Genomic DNA, 17346 nt, shown 5'->3' on the forward strand with positions numbered 1-17346 from the left:
GTGGACAAGGACCGGCGGCTTCTTATCGACAGACGCAGCTTCATCAAGGCTGCCGGTGTCCCCTTTCTGGCCTCGCTTGCGCCGCGTTCGCTTTTCGCGCTGGAGCGCACCGACGCCGTCTTCGCCTCCGCCTTCCGTAGTCGCGACGGTGCTTATGGCGTGGCGACGCTCAGCGAGGCGGGAGAGATCATTCATAAGATCGCCTTGCCGGCACGCGCGCATGGTTTGGCTTTCAGCCCGGAGACGGGTATGACGGTCGCTTTCGCCCGAAGGCCCGGGACCTTCTTCGTCGCCTTCGATCCACGCGGTCGTCGCGCTCCAGTGGTGATCAACACGCCCGAGGGGCGGCACTTTTACGGTCACGGACAGTTTTCGCCGGATGGTACGATCCTCTATGCCAGCGAGAACGACTTCGATGGCAATCGTGGCGTCATCGGCCTTTACGATGCCCGAGACGGCTTCTGCCGCTTCGGCGAATATGACGCCCACGGGATCGGCACCCACGACATGACAGTGAGTACCGACGGCTCGATGATCGTGATCGCCAATGGCGGGATCGAGACACACCCGGATTTTGGCCGCACCAAACTCAATATCGATCGCATGGAGCCCTCGCTGGTGCTTCTGGAGGCTGCGACCGGCAACCTGATCCAGAAACACACCCTCCCGGAGCAGCTGAAGCAGCTTTCCACCCGCCACGTCGATCTCGGCAATGACGGTCGCATCTGGTTTGCCTGCCAGTATGAAGGCCCGCGCAATGACCTGCCCCCACTTGCAGGCTATTTCTCCAAGGGCAAGGATCTGCGTTTCGTCGACCTGCCCGATGAGACGACCGGGCGGCTAGCCAACTATGTCGGGGCCATCGCGGTCAACCGCGAGGCGGGTGTGGTGGGGTTGACGTCTCCCAACGGCAACGCCTTCGTCACGCTAGACGAGAAGCGCGGCACGGTGCTGACGCAGACCGCATTGCGCGAAGCGGCAGGCGTCGCCGCATCGAAAAGCGGCGTCATCGCCTCCTCCTATGCCGGAGATTTTGCGGGCCGGATGAATGCTGTTTCATGGGACCAGCACATTGCGCGCATCTCTCGCTAATTTGTTGAAATAGCGCGGGAACCAAAGCCTGTCGCCACCATTCATGCGGCATGAAGAACGCGCTCGTCGTCTATCTCGTTTTTATCGCTGTGGTCGTGACCTGTGGCGCGTTGATTGGCATCAACAACGTTCCCGGCGACTGGTACCAGTCCCTGAACAAGCCGCCATTCAATCCTCCCAACTGGATTTTCGGCCCCGTCTGGACCACCCTTTACGTGATGATCGCCATTGCCGGCGCGCGCACGTGGTTGCGAAGCCGTATGGGCGGACGGATGCAGCTTTGGGGCAGCCAGATGCTGCTGAACTTCCTCTGGTCGCCGATGTTCTTCGGCATGCAGAGCCCGGCAGCGGGTCTGATCATCATCGTTCCGATGCTGATCTGCATCATCGCCTTCATCATTCTGACCTCCAGCCGCGACCGGCTGTCCATGTTGCTCTTCATCCCCTACGCGGCCTGGGTCGGCTTTGCCACGCTTCTGAATGCCAGCATTCTCTATTTGAACTAAAGCGCCGTGCGTCCTGCTGGACGCACAAAGGATGCCTGACCTTTTTGAATCGACACATTGAACTTTCCGAACATCGAGGCCGATTTTTGCAAAGCACGATGCTGTAGTCGCAAGTCTGCTCCGCTTCCGGCAACCATTGGGAGCACCGGAGTGGAAACCCAGACCGAAACTGGTTAAGCTCTCTGCGAGAGCCATGGGAGGCGGCGATCGAAAGCCGGCAGTCTATGAATGTTTCGGATCACATCAAAGAAATCGAGCATGTCGCAGATGGCATGAACACCGGTCGTGATGCCGTCGTCCTGGAATCCTGGAGACGCTGCCTCGATACCTACCAGTTGGACCCGGCAAAAGCGCGGGAAGCGGTGATCGTTTCGGACACGCGGCTGCGCGAACATCGGCAGCGATCCGGAGATCTGGTGCACATTGCCCGTTCCGCCCTGGAAGCGCTCTACCGCCAGGTGGCGGAGCAGAATTATGTGCTCCTTCTCTCCGATCGGCAGGGAGTGACGGTGGAATTCCTGGGGGATCCCTCCTTCAACAACAATCTGCGCAAGGCAGGACTTTACCTCGGATCGGAGTGGTCGGAACCCCGCGCCGGCACCTGCGCTGTAGGGGCCTGTATTGCGACGGGCGAAGCGCTGACCATTCACCAGACCGACCATTTCGATGTCACCCATACGCCGCTCTCCTGCACCGCCGCACCCATCTACGATACGCAAGGCGCTCTCGCAGCCGTGTTGGATATCTCGCTTCTGAGTTCCCCCATCCTCAAGACGAGCCAGAACATGGCCCGCCATCTTGTGTCTTCGACGGTACGACGCATAGAACTGGCGAACCTGATGGCGAGCAGCCGACATGATCTCGTGCTGCGCTTTGCCAGCGCACCGGAGTTTCTGGATGTCGATCCGGAGGCGGCCCTTTCGGTCGATGGCGCTGGCCGGATCACGGGCATGACCCATGGCGCTGCCCGCTTCCTCGCCGCATCACGAGGTTTGGACTGGCGAAAGCCGGAGGAACTTCTCGGACAGCGCGTCGAGGCGTTCTTCGAAGCCGACCTTGATGAGCTCGCGTCCCATACCCGCTCCAGCCTTCCGCAGGAAAGGCGGATCGTGGTCAAAGGCGGGACCATCCTTTACGCGCATGCAATCGAGCCGCAGCAAACCAGATCGACCGTGCCGCTCGCGCGGTCGAAACCTCAGGCGACGGTTTCCAGAATTGGCCAGAGCGGACCGGCGATCCAGAACCTCCAGCGGAAGGTGGAGAGACTGGCACCTTCGAAACTCCCGATCCTGCTGCAGGGCGAGACCGGCACCGGCAAGGAGCATCTGGCGCGCATCATTCATGATTTAAGCGGGCTATCCGGCCGCTTCGTCACCATCAATTGCGCAGCCATTCCCGAACAGCTGATCGAAAGCGAGCTGTTCGGCTATCTTCCAGGCGCCTTCACCGGCGCTTTGCCGAAGGGACGCAAAGGGCTCGTGGAAGAAGCGGATGGGGGCACGCTTTTTCTGGATGAGATTGGCGATATGCCGCTCGTTGCACAGAACCGGCTGCTGCGGGTTCTCGCCGAGGGAGAGGTTCTGCCGGTCGGCGGCTCGACACCGCAGAAGGTTGATTTCAGGGTCATCTCCGCGTCGCACCGCCCTCTGAGGGACATGGTGCTCTCCGGAGACTTCCGCGAGGACCTGTATTATCGGCTGAATACCGCCGTCATGACGTTGCCGCCGTTGAGAGAGCGGGAGGACTTTTTGTGGCTGCTTGAGAGGACCTTGGAGAAACACAGCATGCCGGGCCGCCAATTGTCGCTCTCCCATGCCGCGCAGTTGGCGCTCGCGCACCATCGCTGGCCGGGCAATATTCGCGAACTGGACAATGCGATAGCCTTCGCCGCAGCGCTCTGCGACGACGGATTTATCACGGTGGATGATCTGCCCGAACATCTCGTTTTCGCCGCGACAACGCCTGTGACCGATGAACGGGAACTTGATCTTCGCGCGCTGCTTGCCGCATGCGACGGCAATGTCTCCGAGGCGGCCAGAAGGCTTGGTATTGATCGCACCACACTCCATCGTCGGATGCGCAGGCTTGGCATCGGCAAGCCTCACTGAGTGAGGCACGCGCCACAGCTGTAGCACCACAGTTGTGGCGGAATGCAAAACCGGCCTGTCACGAAACCCCAGCAATCTCCGGCGTCTCAGCCTAGGAACGCGTCTGGCATGGGCATTGCACCTTCTCTGGCATCAGACGCCATGGAGGAAAAAAATGCGCGCCCTTAGATTTCATGCGGCCAAGGATTTGCGGATCGAGGATGTTCCAGATCCGAAACATCCCGGACCGGGACAGGTGCTCGTCCGTAACCGCTTCGTCGGCATCTGCGGCACCGATCTCCACGAATACAGCTACGGACCGATCTTCGTGCCCACCGAGCCGCACCCGTTCACTGGCGCGCATGGTCCGCAGATCCTGGGCCATGAATTCGGCGGTGTGGTGGAGGCCATCGGAGAGGGCGTGACCTCGGTGCGCGTCGGTGACCGCGTATCGATCCAGCCACTGGTCATGCCGCGCTCCGGCGATTACTTTGCCGATCGCGGTCTCTTCCATCTGAGCCCGCAACTGGCGCTCGTCGGACTGAGCTGGGACGGCGGCGGCATGGCCGAGGCAGCGCTGGTCAATGAATACAACGTCCAGAAAATTCCGGACGACATGACCGATGAGGAAGCAGCGCTGGTAGAACCGACGGCCGTTGCCGTCTATGCCTGCGACCGCGGTGGCGTGACCGCCGGCAACAGCGTCCTGGTGACGGGTGCCGGCCCGATCGGCATGCTGACGCTTCTCGCCGCTCGCGCCGCCGGTGCCGCGCAGCTTTTCGTCTCCGATCTCAACGATGCGCGCCTCGAACTTGCTCGCAACGTCATTCCCGACGTGATCACCATCAACCCGAAGCGCGATCATGTCGGCGATGTGGTGCGCTCGGCAACCGAAGGGCTGGTCGGCTGCGATGTCGCGATCGAATGCGTCGGCAACGAACATGCGCTCAAGGCCTGTGCCGATGCCGTACGCAAGCAAGGCGTCGTGGTCCAGACGGGCCTCCACCCACATGAAAATCCGCTCGATTGGTTCCAGGTGACTTTCCGGGACCTGGAAATCAAGGGCTCCTGGGCCTACCCGACCCATTACTGGCCCCGCGTGATTCGTTTGATTGCCTCTGGGCTGTTACCCGCCACGAAGATCGTCACCAAGCGCATCACGCTCGATACCGCCGTGTCTGAGGGCTTCGATACCTTGCTGGACCCGGCCGGCACGCATCTGAAGATTCTCATCGATCTTTCCAAATAGCTCATCCCTGTCGCAGGCCGGGAAGAGGAGCCCGGAATGCGGCAGATCACAGGCTGGCAGGTGGAGAGACCGCCGCTTGCCACGAGACCCAAGCAACCAATGGAGGAGATGAATATGCTTGACGTCAGTCCCGCCACCAAAATCGACACTGTTCTTTCCAAGCTCGGCACAGCGCTTGAAGCTGGCGACATAGATGCTGCCATCCACCTGTTTCATGCCGATTGCCACTGGCGAGATCTGGTAACCTTCACCTGGAACCTGAAGACGCTGGAAGGCCGCGAACAAATCCGCGACATGCTCCAGAGCCAGCTTGCCGCAATCAAGCCTTCGGGCTTTGTGCAAGACGGTAAAGAGCCCGCCTCGGAAGGTGGTGGCGTCACCGAAGGCTGGTTTGAGTTCGAGACTACGACAGCGCGTGGATACGGCCATATCCGCCTGAAGGACGGGCTGATCTGGACCTTGCTGACCACGATGAGCGAACTGAAAGGTCACGAAGAGCCGAAAGGCATACGCCGTCCCATGGGCGCCGAACACGGCCATGACCGCAACCGCCGGACCTGGAAAGAAAAGCGCGAGGCCGAAGCCAGCGAACTCGGTTATTCGGAGCAGCCCTATGTCGTCATTATTGGCGGCGGCCAGGGTGGCATTGCGCTTGGTGCGCGCCTTCGCCAACTCGGCGTTCCGACGATCATCATTGAAAAGAACGAGCGGCCGGGCGACAGCTGGCGCAAGCGCTACAAGTCGCTCTGCCTGCACGATCCCGTCTGGTACGATCACCTGCCCTATATTCCTTTTCCGGAAAACTGGCCGGTCTTCACCCCCAAGGACAAGGTGGGCGATTGGCTGGAGATGTATACCAAGGTCATGGAGCTGAATTACTGGGGCTCAACGACCTGCAGATCTGCGCAGTATGACGAGGCCAAAGGCGAATGGACGGTCGTCGTAAACCGTGCCGGTGAGGACGTCGTGCTGCGGCCGAAACAGCTGGTGCTGGCGACCGGCATGTCGGGCAAGCCAAACGTGCCGAAAATTCAAGGGCAGGATATCTTCAAGGGTGAACAGCAGCACTCATCGCAGCATCCTGGCCCGGATGCTTATGCAGACAAAAAGGTCGTGGTGATCGGCTCCAACAACTCGGCCCATGATATTTGCGCCGCCCTTTGGGAAGCCGGCGCAGACGTCACCATGCTGCAGCGGTCGTCCACCCACATCGTCAAATCGGACTCGCTGATGGAAATCGGTCTTGGCGATCTCTATTCCGAACGCGCGGTCGCGAGTGGGATGACGACGCGCAAGGCCGATCTCATCTTCGCCTCGCTCCCCTACAGGATCATGCATGAGTTCCAGATCCCGATTTACGACAGGATCCGCGAAAAGGATGCAGATTTCTACGCGGCACTGGAGAAAGCCGGCTTCATGCTGGACTTCGGCGATGACGAATCCGGTCTGTTCATGAAGTATCTGCGTCGCGGCTCCGGCTACTACATCGATGTCGGCGCCTGCGATCTGGTGATCGACGGCTCGATCAAGCTGAAATCCGGCGTGGATGTCTCGTATCTCACGGAAAATGCCGTGGTGTTGAAAGACGGCACCGAGCTGCCGGCGGATCTGGTGGTCTACGCGACCGGTTACGGCTCGATGAATGGCTGGGCAGCAGATCTTATCTCCCGCGAGGTGGCAGACAAGGTCGGCAAGTGCTGGGGCCTCGGCTCCAACACGACGAAGGATCCCGGCCCGTGGGAAGGGGAGCAACGCAACATGTGGAAACCGACCCAGCAACAGGCGCTGTGGTTTCACGGCGGCAACCTGCATCAGTCGCGCCACTACTCGCAATATCTGTCGCTTCAGCTGAAGGCGCGCCAGGTGGGGCTTGAAACCCCGGTCTATGGTCTGCAAAAGCCCCATCATCTGGCGTGATGTGAAACTGGCCTCGATCCGTCGGTTGGCAACAACCGACGGATCAGCCACCCTTGTCTTGCGCGTGAACGGACGCCATGTCATTTTTGCGTAAAAATGAGAGGCAGGGGAATGGCATTCACCGATCCTGGCGATTTTCGCCAGCGCATTGAAAAGAGCTTTGCACGTCAGGGCGTCGTACAGGCAATAAAAGCTGAGCTCTCGCGTATCGAGCACAGGCTGGTCGAAATCGAACTGCCCTTTCATCCCAAGCTGACCCAGCAACACGGCATCTTGCACGCAGGCGTCATCGCCGCAGCACTCGATACCGCCTGCACCTATGCAGCCTACACCATCGTCGAGCCCGAAGCGTCTTTGTTGACGATCGAGTTTAAGGTCAATCTCATGTCTCCGGGGCGTGGTGAGCGTTTTCTCTTTCGCGGCGAAATCACCAAGCCTGGCAGCAACATCATCGTTGCCGACGGGCGCGCCTATGCGATCTCCGACGGACCAGCCAAACTGATCGCGTCGATGACCGGTACGATGATGGTTCTCAAGGGCCGCGAAGGGTTCAACGAAAATGAGCTATGAACTGGTCGATATCGACGACAAGCGCCTTCTCTTCGTCATGGCGGCAGATGCCGAGTATGGCCCGCATCTGAAGGCCCGCTTCCGGCCACTGATGACCGGCGTCGGGCCGGTGGAAGCTGCCGTCTCCTTGACCGCGGCACTAAGCGACCTCAACGGCCAGGCGCGCCTGCCGCATCTCGTCGTGTCGCTCGGCTCCGCCGGTTCGCGCACACTGGAACAGGCGGACGTCTACCAGGCGGCGAGCGTCTCCTACCGCGACATGGACGCCTCCGCCTTCGGCTTCGAAAGAGGGCGCACGCCCTTTCTCGATCTGCCGGCAGAGGTGCCGCTCCCATTCATCATCCCGCAGATCCCCACTGCCCGGGTTTCAACCGGCGCTAACGTCGTATCCGGAAGTGCCTACGAGGCGATCGACGCCGACTTGGTGGAGATGGAGACCTTCGCGGTTCTGCGGGCCTGCCAGCGTTTCGGCGTTCCGCTGATCGGCTTGCGCGGCATCTCCGATGGCAGGGCGGACGTCCACCATATCGGTGATTGGACCGAATATCTGCACGTCATCGACGAGAGGCTGGCAGAGGCCGTCGACAGGCTGAAGGACGCCATAAAGGCTGGAGAGATTCCGCTCTAAAGCTTGCACTGAAGCCCATTTTCTGGCTTTTCAAGGCATCTGCCGGGTTGCCTTACGCCCGGCAATTCTTTAAAGGCTCGCCATGACCCAGATAGCCCATCCCGACAGCATCCTCATCATCGATTTCGGCAGCCAGGTGACGCAGCTGATTGCGCGCCGTATCCGCGAAGCCGGGGTCTATTGCGAAATTCACCCGTTCCAGAACGCCGCCGAGGCATTCGAGAAGATGCAGCCGAAGGGCGTCATCTTCTCCGGCGGCCCCGCATCTGTCACGGCAGAAGGAAGCCCGCGCGCACCGCAGGCGGTGTTCGATGCAGGCATCCCGATCCTCGGCATCTGCTACGGCCAGCAGACACTCTGCACCCAGCTGGGCGGCACGGTCGAAGGCGGCCATGCGGCGGAATTCGGCAGAGCCGATATCGAGATCAAGAAGGCAAGCCCGCTCTTCGACGGTTTCTGGGAACTCGGCGGCCGTTACCCGGTCTGGATGAGCCACGGCGATCGCGTCACGCAATTGCCGGCCGGCTTCGAAGTGGCCGCGACCTCCGAAAACGCGCCATTCGCCATCGCAGTCAATGAAGAGCGCCGTTACTACACCACCATGTTCCACCCGGAAGTGGTTCACACGCCGGATGGCGCAAAGCTGCTTTCCAACTTCGTTCACAAGATTGTCGGCCTGAAATCAGACTGGACCATGGCTGCCTATCGCGCCGAGATGATCCGCAAGATCCGCGAACAGGTCGGCGATGGTCGCGTGCTTTGCGCGCTTTCCGGCGGTGTCGATTCTTCCGTTGCAGCGATCCTCATCCATGAGGCCATCGGCGACCAGCTGACCTGCGTTTACGTCGATCATGGCCTGATGCGTCTGGCTGAAAGCGAGCAGGTCGTCGGCATGTTCCGCGATCATTACAATATCCCGCTCGTCCATGTGGATGCCTCCGACCTCTTCCTCACGGAACTGGCTGGCGTTTCCGATCCGGAAGTCAAGCGCAAGACCATCGGTCGCCTGTTCATCGAAACCTTCGAAGCCGAAGCTGCCAAGATCGCAGCCGACGGCAAGGGCGCACCGGCATTTCTGGCGCAGGGCACGCTCTATCCCGACGTGATCGAAAGCGTGTCCTTCTCTGGCGGCCCGTCCGTCACGATCAAGAGCCACCACAATGTCGGCGGTCTTCCCGAGCGCATGAACATGAAGCTGGTCGAACCGCTTCGTGAACTGTTCAAGGACGAAGTCCGCGCTCTTGGCCGCGAACTCGGCCTGCCGGAAAGCTTCATCGGCCGCCATCCCTTCCCGGGCCCAGGTCTGGCGATCCGTTGCCCCGGCGTCGTGACGCGCGAGAAGCTCGATATTCTGCGCAAGGCGGATGCGATCTATCTCGACGAAATTCGCAAAGCTGGCCTCTATGACACCATCTGGCAGGCCTTTGCGGTTCTGCTGCCGGTTCAGACCGTGGGTGTCATGGGTGACTATCGTACCTATGACTTCGTCTGCGCGCTGCGCGCTGTTACCTCTGTCGACGGCATGACGGCAGATTTCTACCCTTACGACATGAACTTCCTCGGTCGTGCGGCCACCCGCATCATCAACGAGGTCAAGGGCATCAACCGCGTGGTCTATGACGTGACGTCGAAGCCACCCGGCACGATCGAGTGGGAATGATCGCGCTCCCGCTATAAACCGGCAGCAATTGAGAGAAAATGCTGAAAGCCCGCTTATTGCGGGCTTTCAGGTTTCTAGATATGGCGCATTGACCCGGCGTTACGCGATTGAATGACTGTCCATGAGGCTCGCTTTGCCCTGCTGGTCAGTACCTTGCGGTCGATTACCTCGTGAACACTCTCTGGCCGTGAAGGGTTTGCGGGCCGCTTCAGACTGTCTTGATCGTACCGCCGTCGATGACAAACTCGGCACCGTGGATCGCAGCGGCCCGGTCGGAGGCAAGGTAGGCGATAAGGTCGGCAACCTCTTCCGGTTCGGCTCCCCGCCCGATCGAGATCCCGCCCAGCGCATCGAGCACGGACTGACGCGCGTCCTCGATCGTGCCGCCATTGGCATTGCGCAGCATGTCGAGGAAGTCCCCCGCGGCATCGGTCATGATCCAGCCGGGAGAGACGGAATTGACCCGCACACCTTTGGGCCCGAGTTCTTTCGAAATCGACTTGCTGTAGGTTCTCAGCGCCGCTTTCGCAGCGGCATAGGCTGTCGTGGATTCGGGCAGCGGCAGGACGGACTGGATGGAGGTAACATGCACGACGGTTCCCTGACCGCGCTCCAGCATCTGCGGGATTAACAGTCGGTCGAGCCGGACCGTCGCCAGCAGGTTGAGGTTCAGTTCGGCAAGCCAGTGCTCATCCGTCAGCGCGGCGAAGCCGCCCGCCGGCGAAGCAGAGCCACCGATAACATGCGCAAGAATGTCGATACCGCCAAGCCGCTCGATCGCCGCTTTGGCCACCGCTTCGCTACCCTCAGCAGTGGTCAGGTCCGCCTGGACATATTCCACGCCTTCAATCTTATCTTTGATCGTGCGGGCAGCCGTGACGACACGAGCGCCGCCGGCGAGGAAGCGTTTCACCGTGGCGCGGCCGAGACCCTTGGTACCGCCGCTGACGAGCACACGCTTGCCGGCAAATTCATGGGGAAGTACCTGGACACTCATATCGTGGTCTCCAGGGTCTTGATGGCATTTTGCGCCAGCGTGAATCGATAGGTGAAGCGGAGTGGGCTGCCGGGGAAATCTCCGTGAGCAGGACCTTCGAGAACAACGTCGCCGTTTTCTTCCCGAACACTATCGGGCTCGAAGATCGCTTTGACCGCGATCGCTTCCTCCTCAAGCAGCTGGCGGATTTTGGCCTCGCCCACGTAATGCTTGCCGTTATCTATGAAGACCGCATCATTCGTGAATTGCTTCATCATGCCTTCCAGATCGAGACGTGCATTTGCCTCGATGTAATCGGCAATCGGTTGAGGTAGGTTCAGTGACATGTTCATCTCCTTCTAAGTGATGCGGCTAATTTAGCGCTGGACTTTTCTCCCGATAAGCGAGATGAAACCGCATGGGGTGTAACGGAAATCGGGACAATGGCGCGCCACTCTCTCATTGAACTTGAGGCGGTCTTGGCCATTGTTCGGTGCGGTTCGTTTCGAGCAGCGGCTCTCGAACTCGGTATGTCGACCACGGCGATCAGCAGCGCTGTCGGCAAGCTTGAGCGGGAGCTTGCCGTTCGTTTGTTCAATCGCACCACGCGTAGCGTCTCGCTCACCTATGCGGGACGCATCTTCGTTGCACAGATCAAGCCGGCGCTGGAAAACATCCAGAAGGCGATGAACACGGCACGCTCCCAGCAGGAGACACCGTCCGGTACGTTGCGCATCAATACTTTCGCGACGGCGGCGCGCGAGATCATGGCGCCGCTGGTCCTGAACTATCTGCAGCGCTATCCCCATGTGCATATCGACATCGTGACTGAGGGGCGGCTTGTCGACGTGGTGGCAGCGGGCTTCGATCTGGCGGTGCGCAGCGCCGATCTCGTGCCCAGCGATGCCATCGCAATACCGCTGGGCCAGATGCGACGCATGGCCGTCGTCGCATCTCCTGCCTTTTTCCAAAACCAGGCTGTTCCCCAAGTGCCGCAGGATCTGCTTAACCACCCCTGCGTTCGCGCCCGGCTTCCCGATGGGACATTGCTCCGGTGGCGGTTCGAGAAGGGTGGCGAACAACTGCAGATCGACGTCGATGGCCCGATCACGCTCGACGAAGCGTCGCTTGCCCGGATCGCGGTGACGAGCGGTTTAGGGATCGGCTATTTCATGGAAACGGATGTCCGCGAAGACATCGCTGCAGGACGGCTTGTGCGCATCCTCGAAGACTGGACGCCGCCGCTCGTACCGCTGTGCCTCTATTATTATAATCGGCGCAATTCCTCGGCTGCCTTCCAGGCCTTCATCGCGCTGGCGCGCGACTATGCCGCCGGACGTCTCGCGCAGCCCTGAGCTTTTATCTCGGCAGTCGCTGAAAAAACCGGTCTCGAAGACGCCACCTCTGCGAAAAGGTGACAGCAACTTCGGCACTTTTTTTACTCCCGGCTCAACCATTCATCCGCGCGGCGCGTTAGGGACCCATTGTTCCCAGCACTGCGGTCCCGTCATGCCCTCAACCTTTCGATTCGATCTGCTCGCCAAGAGTGGTTACGCCGCACGCGGTATCGTCTTCATGCTCGTTGGCGGGCTGGCGCTGCTGTCCGGTGTCGCGGGTGAGAAAGCCGAAACGAAGTCGGCACTCTCAACGCTTCTGAGCCAGCCGTTCGGACGCATCTGGGTGGGTGCCATCGGCATCGGGCTTCTCGGTTTTGTCTGCTGGCGCTTGGCCCAGGCCATTGCCGATACGGACGATCACGGCACCAGTGCAAAAGGACTTGTCATTCGTACTGCTCTCATCGGAAGTGCGATTACCTATTTGGGTCTTGCCGGCTTTGCGCTTGGCCATAGCTTTCTTGCCGGTGGTGGCAATGAAGGATCTGGCGAGAAAGATCTTGCTCAATGGATCATATCGCAGCCCTTCGGATCTTATCTTCTGATTGTTGTTGGAGCGGGCTTCGTCATTGGCGGCGGTGTGACTGCTGCAAAGGGACTGACGCGAAAGTTCGAGCGTTATCTTCGCATCCCGGATCAGAACGCCATCGCCACCTGGATTTGCGTCTACGGGCTCGTCGCGCGCGGCCTGGTGTTTGCCATCATCGGCATCCTGTTTGTCACGGCGGGAATGAAGGTCGATCCGCAGGAGGCTGGCAGTATGGGCGATGCGATGCAGTGGCTGAGGCAGATGCCATTCGGCAGCGCTCTTTACATCTGCGTTGCAGCAGGGCTTGCCGCCTTCGGCATCTACAATCTGATTGAAGCCCGCTACCGGACGATCCCGAGCCCCTCCTTAAGCGCAGTAACGCAATCCGTGCGCTCCGCTTTGCCCGGGCGGTGACAGCGACGTTCCAAGACCTTCTGACGATCCAACGCTCAAGAAAAGGAGCCTTCCATGGCCAGCAAGACAATCGAAAACATTGCTTCAACGATGAAGAAGATCGACTTCTGCATGATGGCAACGCACGGCTCTTCCGGTGCCATCACCAACCGCCCGATGAGCAACAATGGCGATGTCGATTATGATGGCGATTCCTGGTTTTTCTCGATGAAGGACACCCACAAGGTCTCCCACATTAATCGCAATTCTCAGGTGACGCTTTCCTTCACCGAGCCGCCAAGCCTCCTTGGCAAACCCGGCATGTTCATTTCGATCGAGGGCGCGGCAGAGCTCATAGAGGACAAGGCCGCCTTCGAGCGCCACTGGGTGTCCGACCTTGATCGCTGGTTCACGGAAGGCGTCGACACTCCCGGCCTGGTCCTGATCAAGGTGCGTGGCGTTCGGGTGCAATATTGGGACGGGGAAGAGAACGGCACGATCGAACTCTAGAGCGTCGTACGTCCTATCGGACGCACAAGGGACGCTCTATCTTTTTTGATCTACGCATCGTGATTTTGGAAAGTCGATTCCGATTTTCGGGCCGGCGCTGTAACGCGTCTCGCGAACTTTCAGATTCGCTCCAAATGCTGTGGGTCCTTCTCCTGCCGCATGTCGTTATCGCAAAGCCGTCAAGCGGTTTTGCGCGGCATGCGTCAGGCTGGCATCGCGCAGAACTCGGCGGGTGGATTGACAATAGTGGGTCTGATCACAACCGCCCTTGCTTTGAGCCCCGTTGTTTCACATTCGGTCGACCGTCGAATCGATATCTTCAGGCTCCGCCAAGCCCTTCGGACATTCCCTTTGCGATCACCTGCAATTGCGCTCCGAGTTCAGATATTCTGTCGTCGCTTGCTTCGCTGCGCAACATACTGATCGCAATTCCTGCAACCGCGGAACCTGAGTGATCTCGAAGTGCTGCCCCAATACAGATCATCCCCTCACGGATTTGCCCATCGTCAATGGAAAAACCACGTTCTCGCGTGAGCTCGAGCTCCTTCTCCAGCTCTTCGACGGTGCGGACGCTCCGTTGCGTTAGGGGCTTGGGAAAATCGGCCAGCAGATGATCGAGTTCTTCACGTTTGAGATCCGACAACAGTATCTTGCCAGTGGCAGTAAACGGTGCCGCCAGTCTCATGCCGATGCGGAATGTCTGGCCTAGAGGCTGATCTGAGTTACGACAGCCAACATAGACGACCTCTGCGCCTTCGCGTACCGTCAGCGTAACAGTGTAGGGGTCAAGTTTTCGGTCCCGTGCAAGCACGTCCTGAAATGTCGTGACGATGTCGAGCTGCGACAAAAAGGCGTTCGCCCATCTGAGTGGATGAGGTCCAATCTTCAACGTTCCATCCGGCGATCTCACCACAAGATCGAGCTCACTCATCACCGCCAGGAGTCCGTGGGCCGTGCTCTTCGGCAGACCAAGTGCGCGGGCGATTTCAGCAGCCGTCAGATTTTTGCCAGAGGCGAGAATATCGAGAATGCCAACTGCCCGGCGCAGGGCCGGCACCGTTTGCGCGGAAGAAGAGTCGGGCTCGTCATTTTGCATTTCGTCTCCTTGACAGGATCGGCAGCAGCGATCATAGTTCAATATACGGACCAAGGTTCAATTAGATGAACTTATCTGGAGATCGCACAGTGCTCAAGTTGAGAAATCCTCGCCTTCTTAAAGATGCATGTTTGATCAACGGAAAATGGATTCAATCGGATAGTTCCCAAACGATCAAGGTTGAAAATCCGGCGACCGGGAATGTCATCGCTGAAGTTCCGTCACTGACATCCAACCAGGTAACGCACGCTGTCGAGGCAGCTGAACAGGCTTTGGTGGGTTGGAGAACCCGCTCCGCCAAGGAGCGCGCATCCATACTGAGGCGCTGGTTCGATCTGATGGTGGCAAACGCCGACGATCTCGCAGCGCTGATGACGGCAGAACAGGGCAAGCCGCTCGCCGAAGCCAAGGGTGAAGCGCTCTATGCCGCCTCCTTCGTGGAGTGGTTTGCAGAGGAAGCAAAACGGGTCTACGGCGAAACCATTCCTGCGCCCACCACCGACAAACGCATCACCATCCTAAAACAGCCGATCGGTGTTTGCGCTGCCATCACGCCCTGGAATTTTCCGGCGGCGATGATCACCCGCAAGGCCGCGCCAGCGCTTGCCGCAGGCTGCACGATGATCGTCAAACCTGCAGAGCAGACGCCGCTTACAGCATTGGCGCTTGGCGTTCTTGCTGAGGAAGCCGGCATTCCCGCCGGTGTGCTGCAGGTGGTGACAGGCGAGGCACGGGAGATCGGAAAGATCTTTACCGAAAGCGACACGGTGAGGAAGATATCCTTCACCGGATCGACCGAAGTTGGACGCGTTCTGATGGCGCAATCGGCCCCGACGATCAAGAAACTCTCTCTCGAACTTGGCGGCAACGCACCGTTCATCGTCTTTGACGATGCCAATATCGATGCGGCAGTCGAAGGCGCGATTGCATCCAAGTATCGTAATGCCGGGCAGACATGCGTGTGCAGCAATCGCATCTATGTCCAGTCAGCAATCTTCGACATCTTTACGCAAAAATTGGCCACAAAAGTGAAGGCGATGAAGGTTGGCGTGGGTACCGAAGAGGGCGTGACGATCGGTCCCTTGATCGACGAGGACGCTGTCAAGAAGGTCGAGGAACATGTGGCCGACGCTCTGGCGAAAGGTGCTGCTATCATCACTGGCGGCGGACGACACGCACTTGGCGGAACCTTCTTCGAGCCGACCGTTATTGCGGGCGCGACACAGACCATGAGGGTCGCGCGCGAGGAGACGTTTGGACCGGTTGCGCCACTCTTTCGCTTCGAGACGGAAGACGAGGCGATTGCCATGGCCAACGACACCGAGTTTGGTCTGGCAGCGTATTTCTACACCGAAAACTTCAGCCGCACATGGCGCGTCGCGGAAGCGCTGGATTACGGCATGGTCGGTCACAACACCGGCCTGATCTCCAACGAGGTTGCCCCCTTCGGTGGCGTCAAGCAATCCGGCCTTGGCCGAGAGGGCTCCCACTTCGGCATCGATGAATATCTTGAAATCAAATATCTCTGCTCGGCTCTCAGCTGAGACGTGATCGGGAGGATACTATGACCATCAATCCGTTCGAGTTTCGAACCGTCCCCTCCATGCAGGTCGCCTGGGGCGGGGCAGCAAAGCTCGGTGAAATTCTGGCTGGCCGTTTCGTACAGCGAACTGCGCTTCTCATAACCGACAGCGGTCTGGTAAAGGCAGGGCTCATCCAACCGATTGCCGAAGCGCTGTCTGCCAGCGGCTTTTCCGTCGAGACCTTCGACAAGGTGGTTGCGGATCCGCCCGAACATGTGGTTGCGGAATGCGTCGCCTCCGCCAAAGCCTTCGGCGCGGATATCGTCATCGGTCTTGGCGGCGGTTCGTCGCTCGATATCGCGAAGCTTGTGGCTGTGCTTCTGGTTTCCGATCAGTCACTCTCGGACATGTACGGTATCGGCAACGTCAAGGGTTCGCGTGCGCCTCTGGTACTGGTTCCGACCACGGCCGGAACGGGCTCCGAGGTCACCAATATCTCGATCATCACCACCGGCGAGACAACCAAGATGGGCGTCGTCTCGCCTCAGCTTTATGCGGATTTCGTGCTGCTTGACGCCGAGTTGACGGTGGGCCTGCCGCAAGTCCACACCGCTGCCACCGGCATCGATGCAATGGTTCACGCGATCGAAGCCTATACCAGCAAGCACAAGAAAAACCCGCTCTCCGATTGCTTGGCACGCGAAGCCCTGCGTCTCTTGGGAGACAATCTGGTCGCAGCCTGCAAGGATGGCAAAAACCGTCAGGCAAGAGAGGCCATGTTGCTCGGCGCCACGCTGGCCGGTCAAGCCTTTGCCAACTCGCCGGTAGCGGCCGTGCACGCTCTCGCTTATCCGCTTGGCGGACACTACCACATTCCCCACGGCCTCTCTAATGCTCTCATGCTCGGCCCCATCCTTCGTTTTAACGCCGCTGCAGCAGCACCGCTTTATGCTGAGCTTGCCGACGTCTTGAAGGTGCCGGGCGAAGGTGACGCGACCACGCGATCCACCGCATTCGTTCAGCACATGGGAAAGCTGATGGACGAGAGCGGTGCGCCGCGCCGTTTGAGAGATGTCGGCGTTACCGACAACAGCCTCGCAATGTTGGCATCGGACGCCATGAAGCAGACGCGTCTGCTCGTCAACAACCCCGTCGAGGTGCGCGAGGAGGATGCGCTGGCGCTTTATCGGGAAGCGTTCTGATCACCGAAACCATT

The 17346-nt window shown here is 59.4% G+C and carries 16 protein-coding genes; 13 read left to right on the top strand and 3 right to left on the bottom strand.

Annotation, left to right across the window (positions count from 1 at the left end; genetic code table 11):
* The 8 genes from PVA19_RS07065 (at position 1) to guaA (ending at position 9709) form a co-directional block, all read left to right on the top strand.
* Positions 1-1092, top strand: a complete 1092-nt coding sequence (locus PVA19_RS07065; RefSeq protein ID WP_274101751.1) for a DUF1513 domain-containing protein — start codon at positions 1-3, stop codon at positions 1090-1092.
* Positions 1093-1142: 50 nt separating this feature from the next.
* Positions 1143-1598, top strand: a complete 456-nt coding sequence (locus PVA19_RS07070) for a TspO/MBR family protein (RefSeq protein WP_062600350.1) — start codon at positions 1143-1145, stop codon at positions 1596-1598.
* Positions 1599-1822: 224 nt separating this feature from the next.
* A complete protein-coding gene (locus PVA19_RS07075) occupies positions 1823-3706 on the top strand; it encodes a sigma-54-dependent Fis family transcriptional regulator (RefSeq protein ID WP_274101752.1) in 1884 nt (627 codons plus the stop codon).
* Between the two features lie 154 nt (positions 3707-3860).
* Entirely contained in the window at positions 3861-4934 is a 1074-nt protein-coding gene (locus PVA19_RS07080) for a 2,3-butanediol dehydrogenase (RefSeq protein WP_113326110.1), read from the top strand.
* Between the two features lie 114 nt (positions 4935-5048).
* Positions 5049-6851 (top strand): NAD(P)/FAD-dependent oxidoreductase, encoded by a 1803-nt coding sequence (locus tag PVA19_RS07085; protein ID WP_274101865.1) that lies wholly within the window; start codon positions 5049-5051, stop codon positions 6849-6851.
* Between the two features lie 111 nt (positions 6852-6962).
* A complete protein-coding gene (locus PVA19_RS07090) occupies positions 6963-7421 on the top strand; it encodes a PaaI family thioesterase (protein WP_062423657.1) in 459 nt (152 codons plus the stop codon).
* Entirely contained in the window at positions 7411-8049 is a 639-nt protein-coding gene (locus tag PVA19_RS07095) for a 5'-methylthioadenosine/S-adenosylhomocysteine nucleosidase (RefSeq protein WP_274101754.1), read from the top strand. Before PVA19_RS07090 ends, PVA19_RS07095 begins: the two co-directional genes overlap by 11 nt.
* A gap of 82 nt (positions 8050-8131) precedes the next feature.
* Positions 8132-9709, top strand: coding sequence for a glutamine-hydrolyzing GMP synthase (gene guaA / locus PVA19_RS07100; RefSeq protein WP_062423655.1), 1578 nt, complete (start codon positions 8132-8134; stop codon positions 9707-9709).
* Positions 9710-9917: 208 nt separating this feature from the next.
* Here the strand turns inward: guaA and PVA19_RS07105 are convergent, their stop codons facing one another.
* Positions 9918-10706: an SDR family oxidoreductase gene (locus PVA19_RS07105; RefSeq protein ID WP_274101756.1), complete on the bottom strand. Its 789-nt coding sequence runs from the start codon at positions 10704-10706 to the stop codon at positions 9918-9920.
* Positions 10703-11032: a YybH family protein gene (locus PVA19_RS07110; RefSeq protein ID WP_274101757.1), complete on the bottom strand. Its 330-nt coding sequence runs from the start codon at positions 11030-11032 to the stop codon at positions 10703-10705. The genes PVA19_RS07105 and PVA19_RS07110 overlap by 4 nt, the downstream gene beginning before the upstream one ends.
* A gap of 96 nt (positions 11033-11128) precedes the next feature.
* On the opposite strand from PVA19_RS07110, the gene PVA19_RS07115 reads away from it, so the two are divergent.
* The 3 genes from PVA19_RS07115 (at position 11129) to PVA19_RS07125 (ending at position 13511) form a co-directional block, all read left to right on the top strand.
* On the top strand, positions 11129-12040 hold the full coding sequence (locus tag PVA19_RS07115; RefSeq protein ID WP_274101759.1) for a LysR family transcriptional regulator: 912 nt from the start codon (positions 11129-11131) through the stop codon (positions 12038-12040).
* A gap of 154 nt (positions 12041-12194) precedes the next feature.
* On the top strand, positions 12195-13022 hold the full coding sequence (locus PVA19_RS07120; RefSeq protein WP_274101760.1) for a DUF1206 domain-containing protein: 828 nt from the start codon (positions 12195-12197) through the stop codon (positions 13020-13022).
* Between the two features lie 54 nt (positions 13023-13076).
* Positions 13077-13511 carry a pyridoxamine 5'-phosphate oxidase family protein gene (locus PVA19_RS07125; protein WP_274101761.1) on the top strand — a complete coding sequence of 145 codons (435 nt, stop codon included), beginning with the start codon at positions 13077-13079 and terminating at the stop codon, positions 13509-13511.
* A gap of 319 nt (positions 13512-13830) precedes the next feature.
* Here the strand turns inward: PVA19_RS07125 and PVA19_RS07130 are convergent, their stop codons facing one another.
* Positions 13831-14607 (bottom strand): IclR family transcriptional regulator, encoded by a 777-nt coding sequence (locus PVA19_RS07130; RefSeq protein WP_274101763.1) that lies wholly within the window; start codon positions 14605-14607, stop codon positions 13831-13833.
* Between the two features lie 89 nt (positions 14608-14696).
* Between PVA19_RS07130 and PVA19_RS07135 the strand changes: the two genes are divergently transcribed.
* Together PVA19_RS07135 and PVA19_RS07140 are read left to right on the top strand one after the other, a co-directional pair.
* Complete coding sequence (locus PVA19_RS07135) at positions 14697-16151, top strand: NAD-dependent succinate-semialdehyde dehydrogenase (RefSeq protein ID WP_274101765.1); 1455 nt, start codon at positions 14697-14699, stop codon at positions 16149-16151.
* Positions 16152-16171: 20 nt separating this feature from the next.
* Entirely contained in the window at positions 16172-17332 is a 1161-nt protein-coding gene (locus PVA19_RS07140; RefSeq protein ID WP_274101766.1) for an iron-containing alcohol dehydrogenase, read from the top strand.
* The last annotated feature ends 14 nt before the right edge of the window (positions 17333-17346 follow it).

The sequence above is a fragment of the Agrobacterium sp. CNPSo 3708 genome (assembly GCF_028674915.1).
In the GTDB taxonomy this organism is placed as follows: Bacteria; Pseudomonadota; Alphaproteobacteria; order Rhizobiales; family Rhizobiaceae; genus Agrobacterium; species Agrobacterium cavarae.

Bases quoted from the DNA above. Each gene is read 5' to 3' on its own strand.
- PVA19_RS07130 (WP_274101763.1), bottom strand. From the start codon at position 14,607: ATGCAAAATGACGAGCCCGACTCTTCTTCCGCGCAAACGGTGCCGGCC.
- PVA19_RS07110 (WP_274101757.1), bottom strand. From the start codon at position 11,032: ATGTCACTGAACCTACCTCAACCGATTGCCGATTACATCGAGGCAAAT.
- PVA19_RS07075 (WP_274101752.1), top strand. From the start codon at position 1,823: ATGAATGTTTCGGATCACATCAAAGAAATCGAGCATGTCGCAGATGGC.
- PVA19_RS07095 (WP_274101754.1), top strand. From the start codon at position 7,411: ATGAGCTATGAACTGGTCGATATCGACGACAAGCGCCTTCTCTTCGTC.
- PVA19_RS07125 (WP_274101761.1), top strand. From the start codon at position 13,077: ATGGCCAGCAAGACAATCGAAAACATTGCTTCAACGATGAAGAAGATC.
- PVA19_RS07105 (WP_274101756.1), bottom strand. From the start codon at position 10,706: ATGAGTGTCCAGGTACTTCCCCATGAATTTGCCGGCAAGCGTGTGCTC.
- PVA19_RS07070 (WP_062600350.1), top strand. From the start codon at position 1,143: ATGAAGAACGCGCTCGTCGTCTATCTCGTTTTTATCGCTGTGGTCGTG.
- PVA19_RS07080 (WP_113326110.1), top strand. From the start codon at position 3,861: ATGCGCGCCCTTAGATTTCATGCGGCCAAGGATTTGCGGATCGAGGAT.
- guaA (WP_062423655.1), top strand. From the start codon at position 8,132: ATGACCCAGATAGCCCATCCCGACAGCATCCTCATCATCGATTTCGGC.
- PVA19_RS07115 (WP_274101759.1), top strand. From the start codon at position 11,129: ATGGCGCGCCACTCTCTCATTGAACTTGAGGCGGTCTTGGCCATTGTT.
- PVA19_RS07090 (WP_062423657.1), top strand. From the start codon at position 6,963: ATGGCATTCACCGATCCTGGCGATTTTCGCCAGCGCATTGAAAAGAGC.
- PVA19_RS07120 (WP_274101760.1), top strand. From the start codon at position 12,195: ATGCCCTCAACCTTTCGATTCGATCTGCTCGCCAAGAGTGGTTACGCC.
- PVA19_RS07140 (WP_274101766.1), top strand. From the start codon at position 16,172: ATGACCATCAATCCGTTCGAGTTTCGAACCGTCCCCTCCATGCAGGTC.
- PVA19_RS07085 (WP_274101865.1), top strand. From the start codon at position 5,049: ATGCTTGACGTCAGTCCCGCCACCAAAATCGACACTGTTCTTTCCAAG.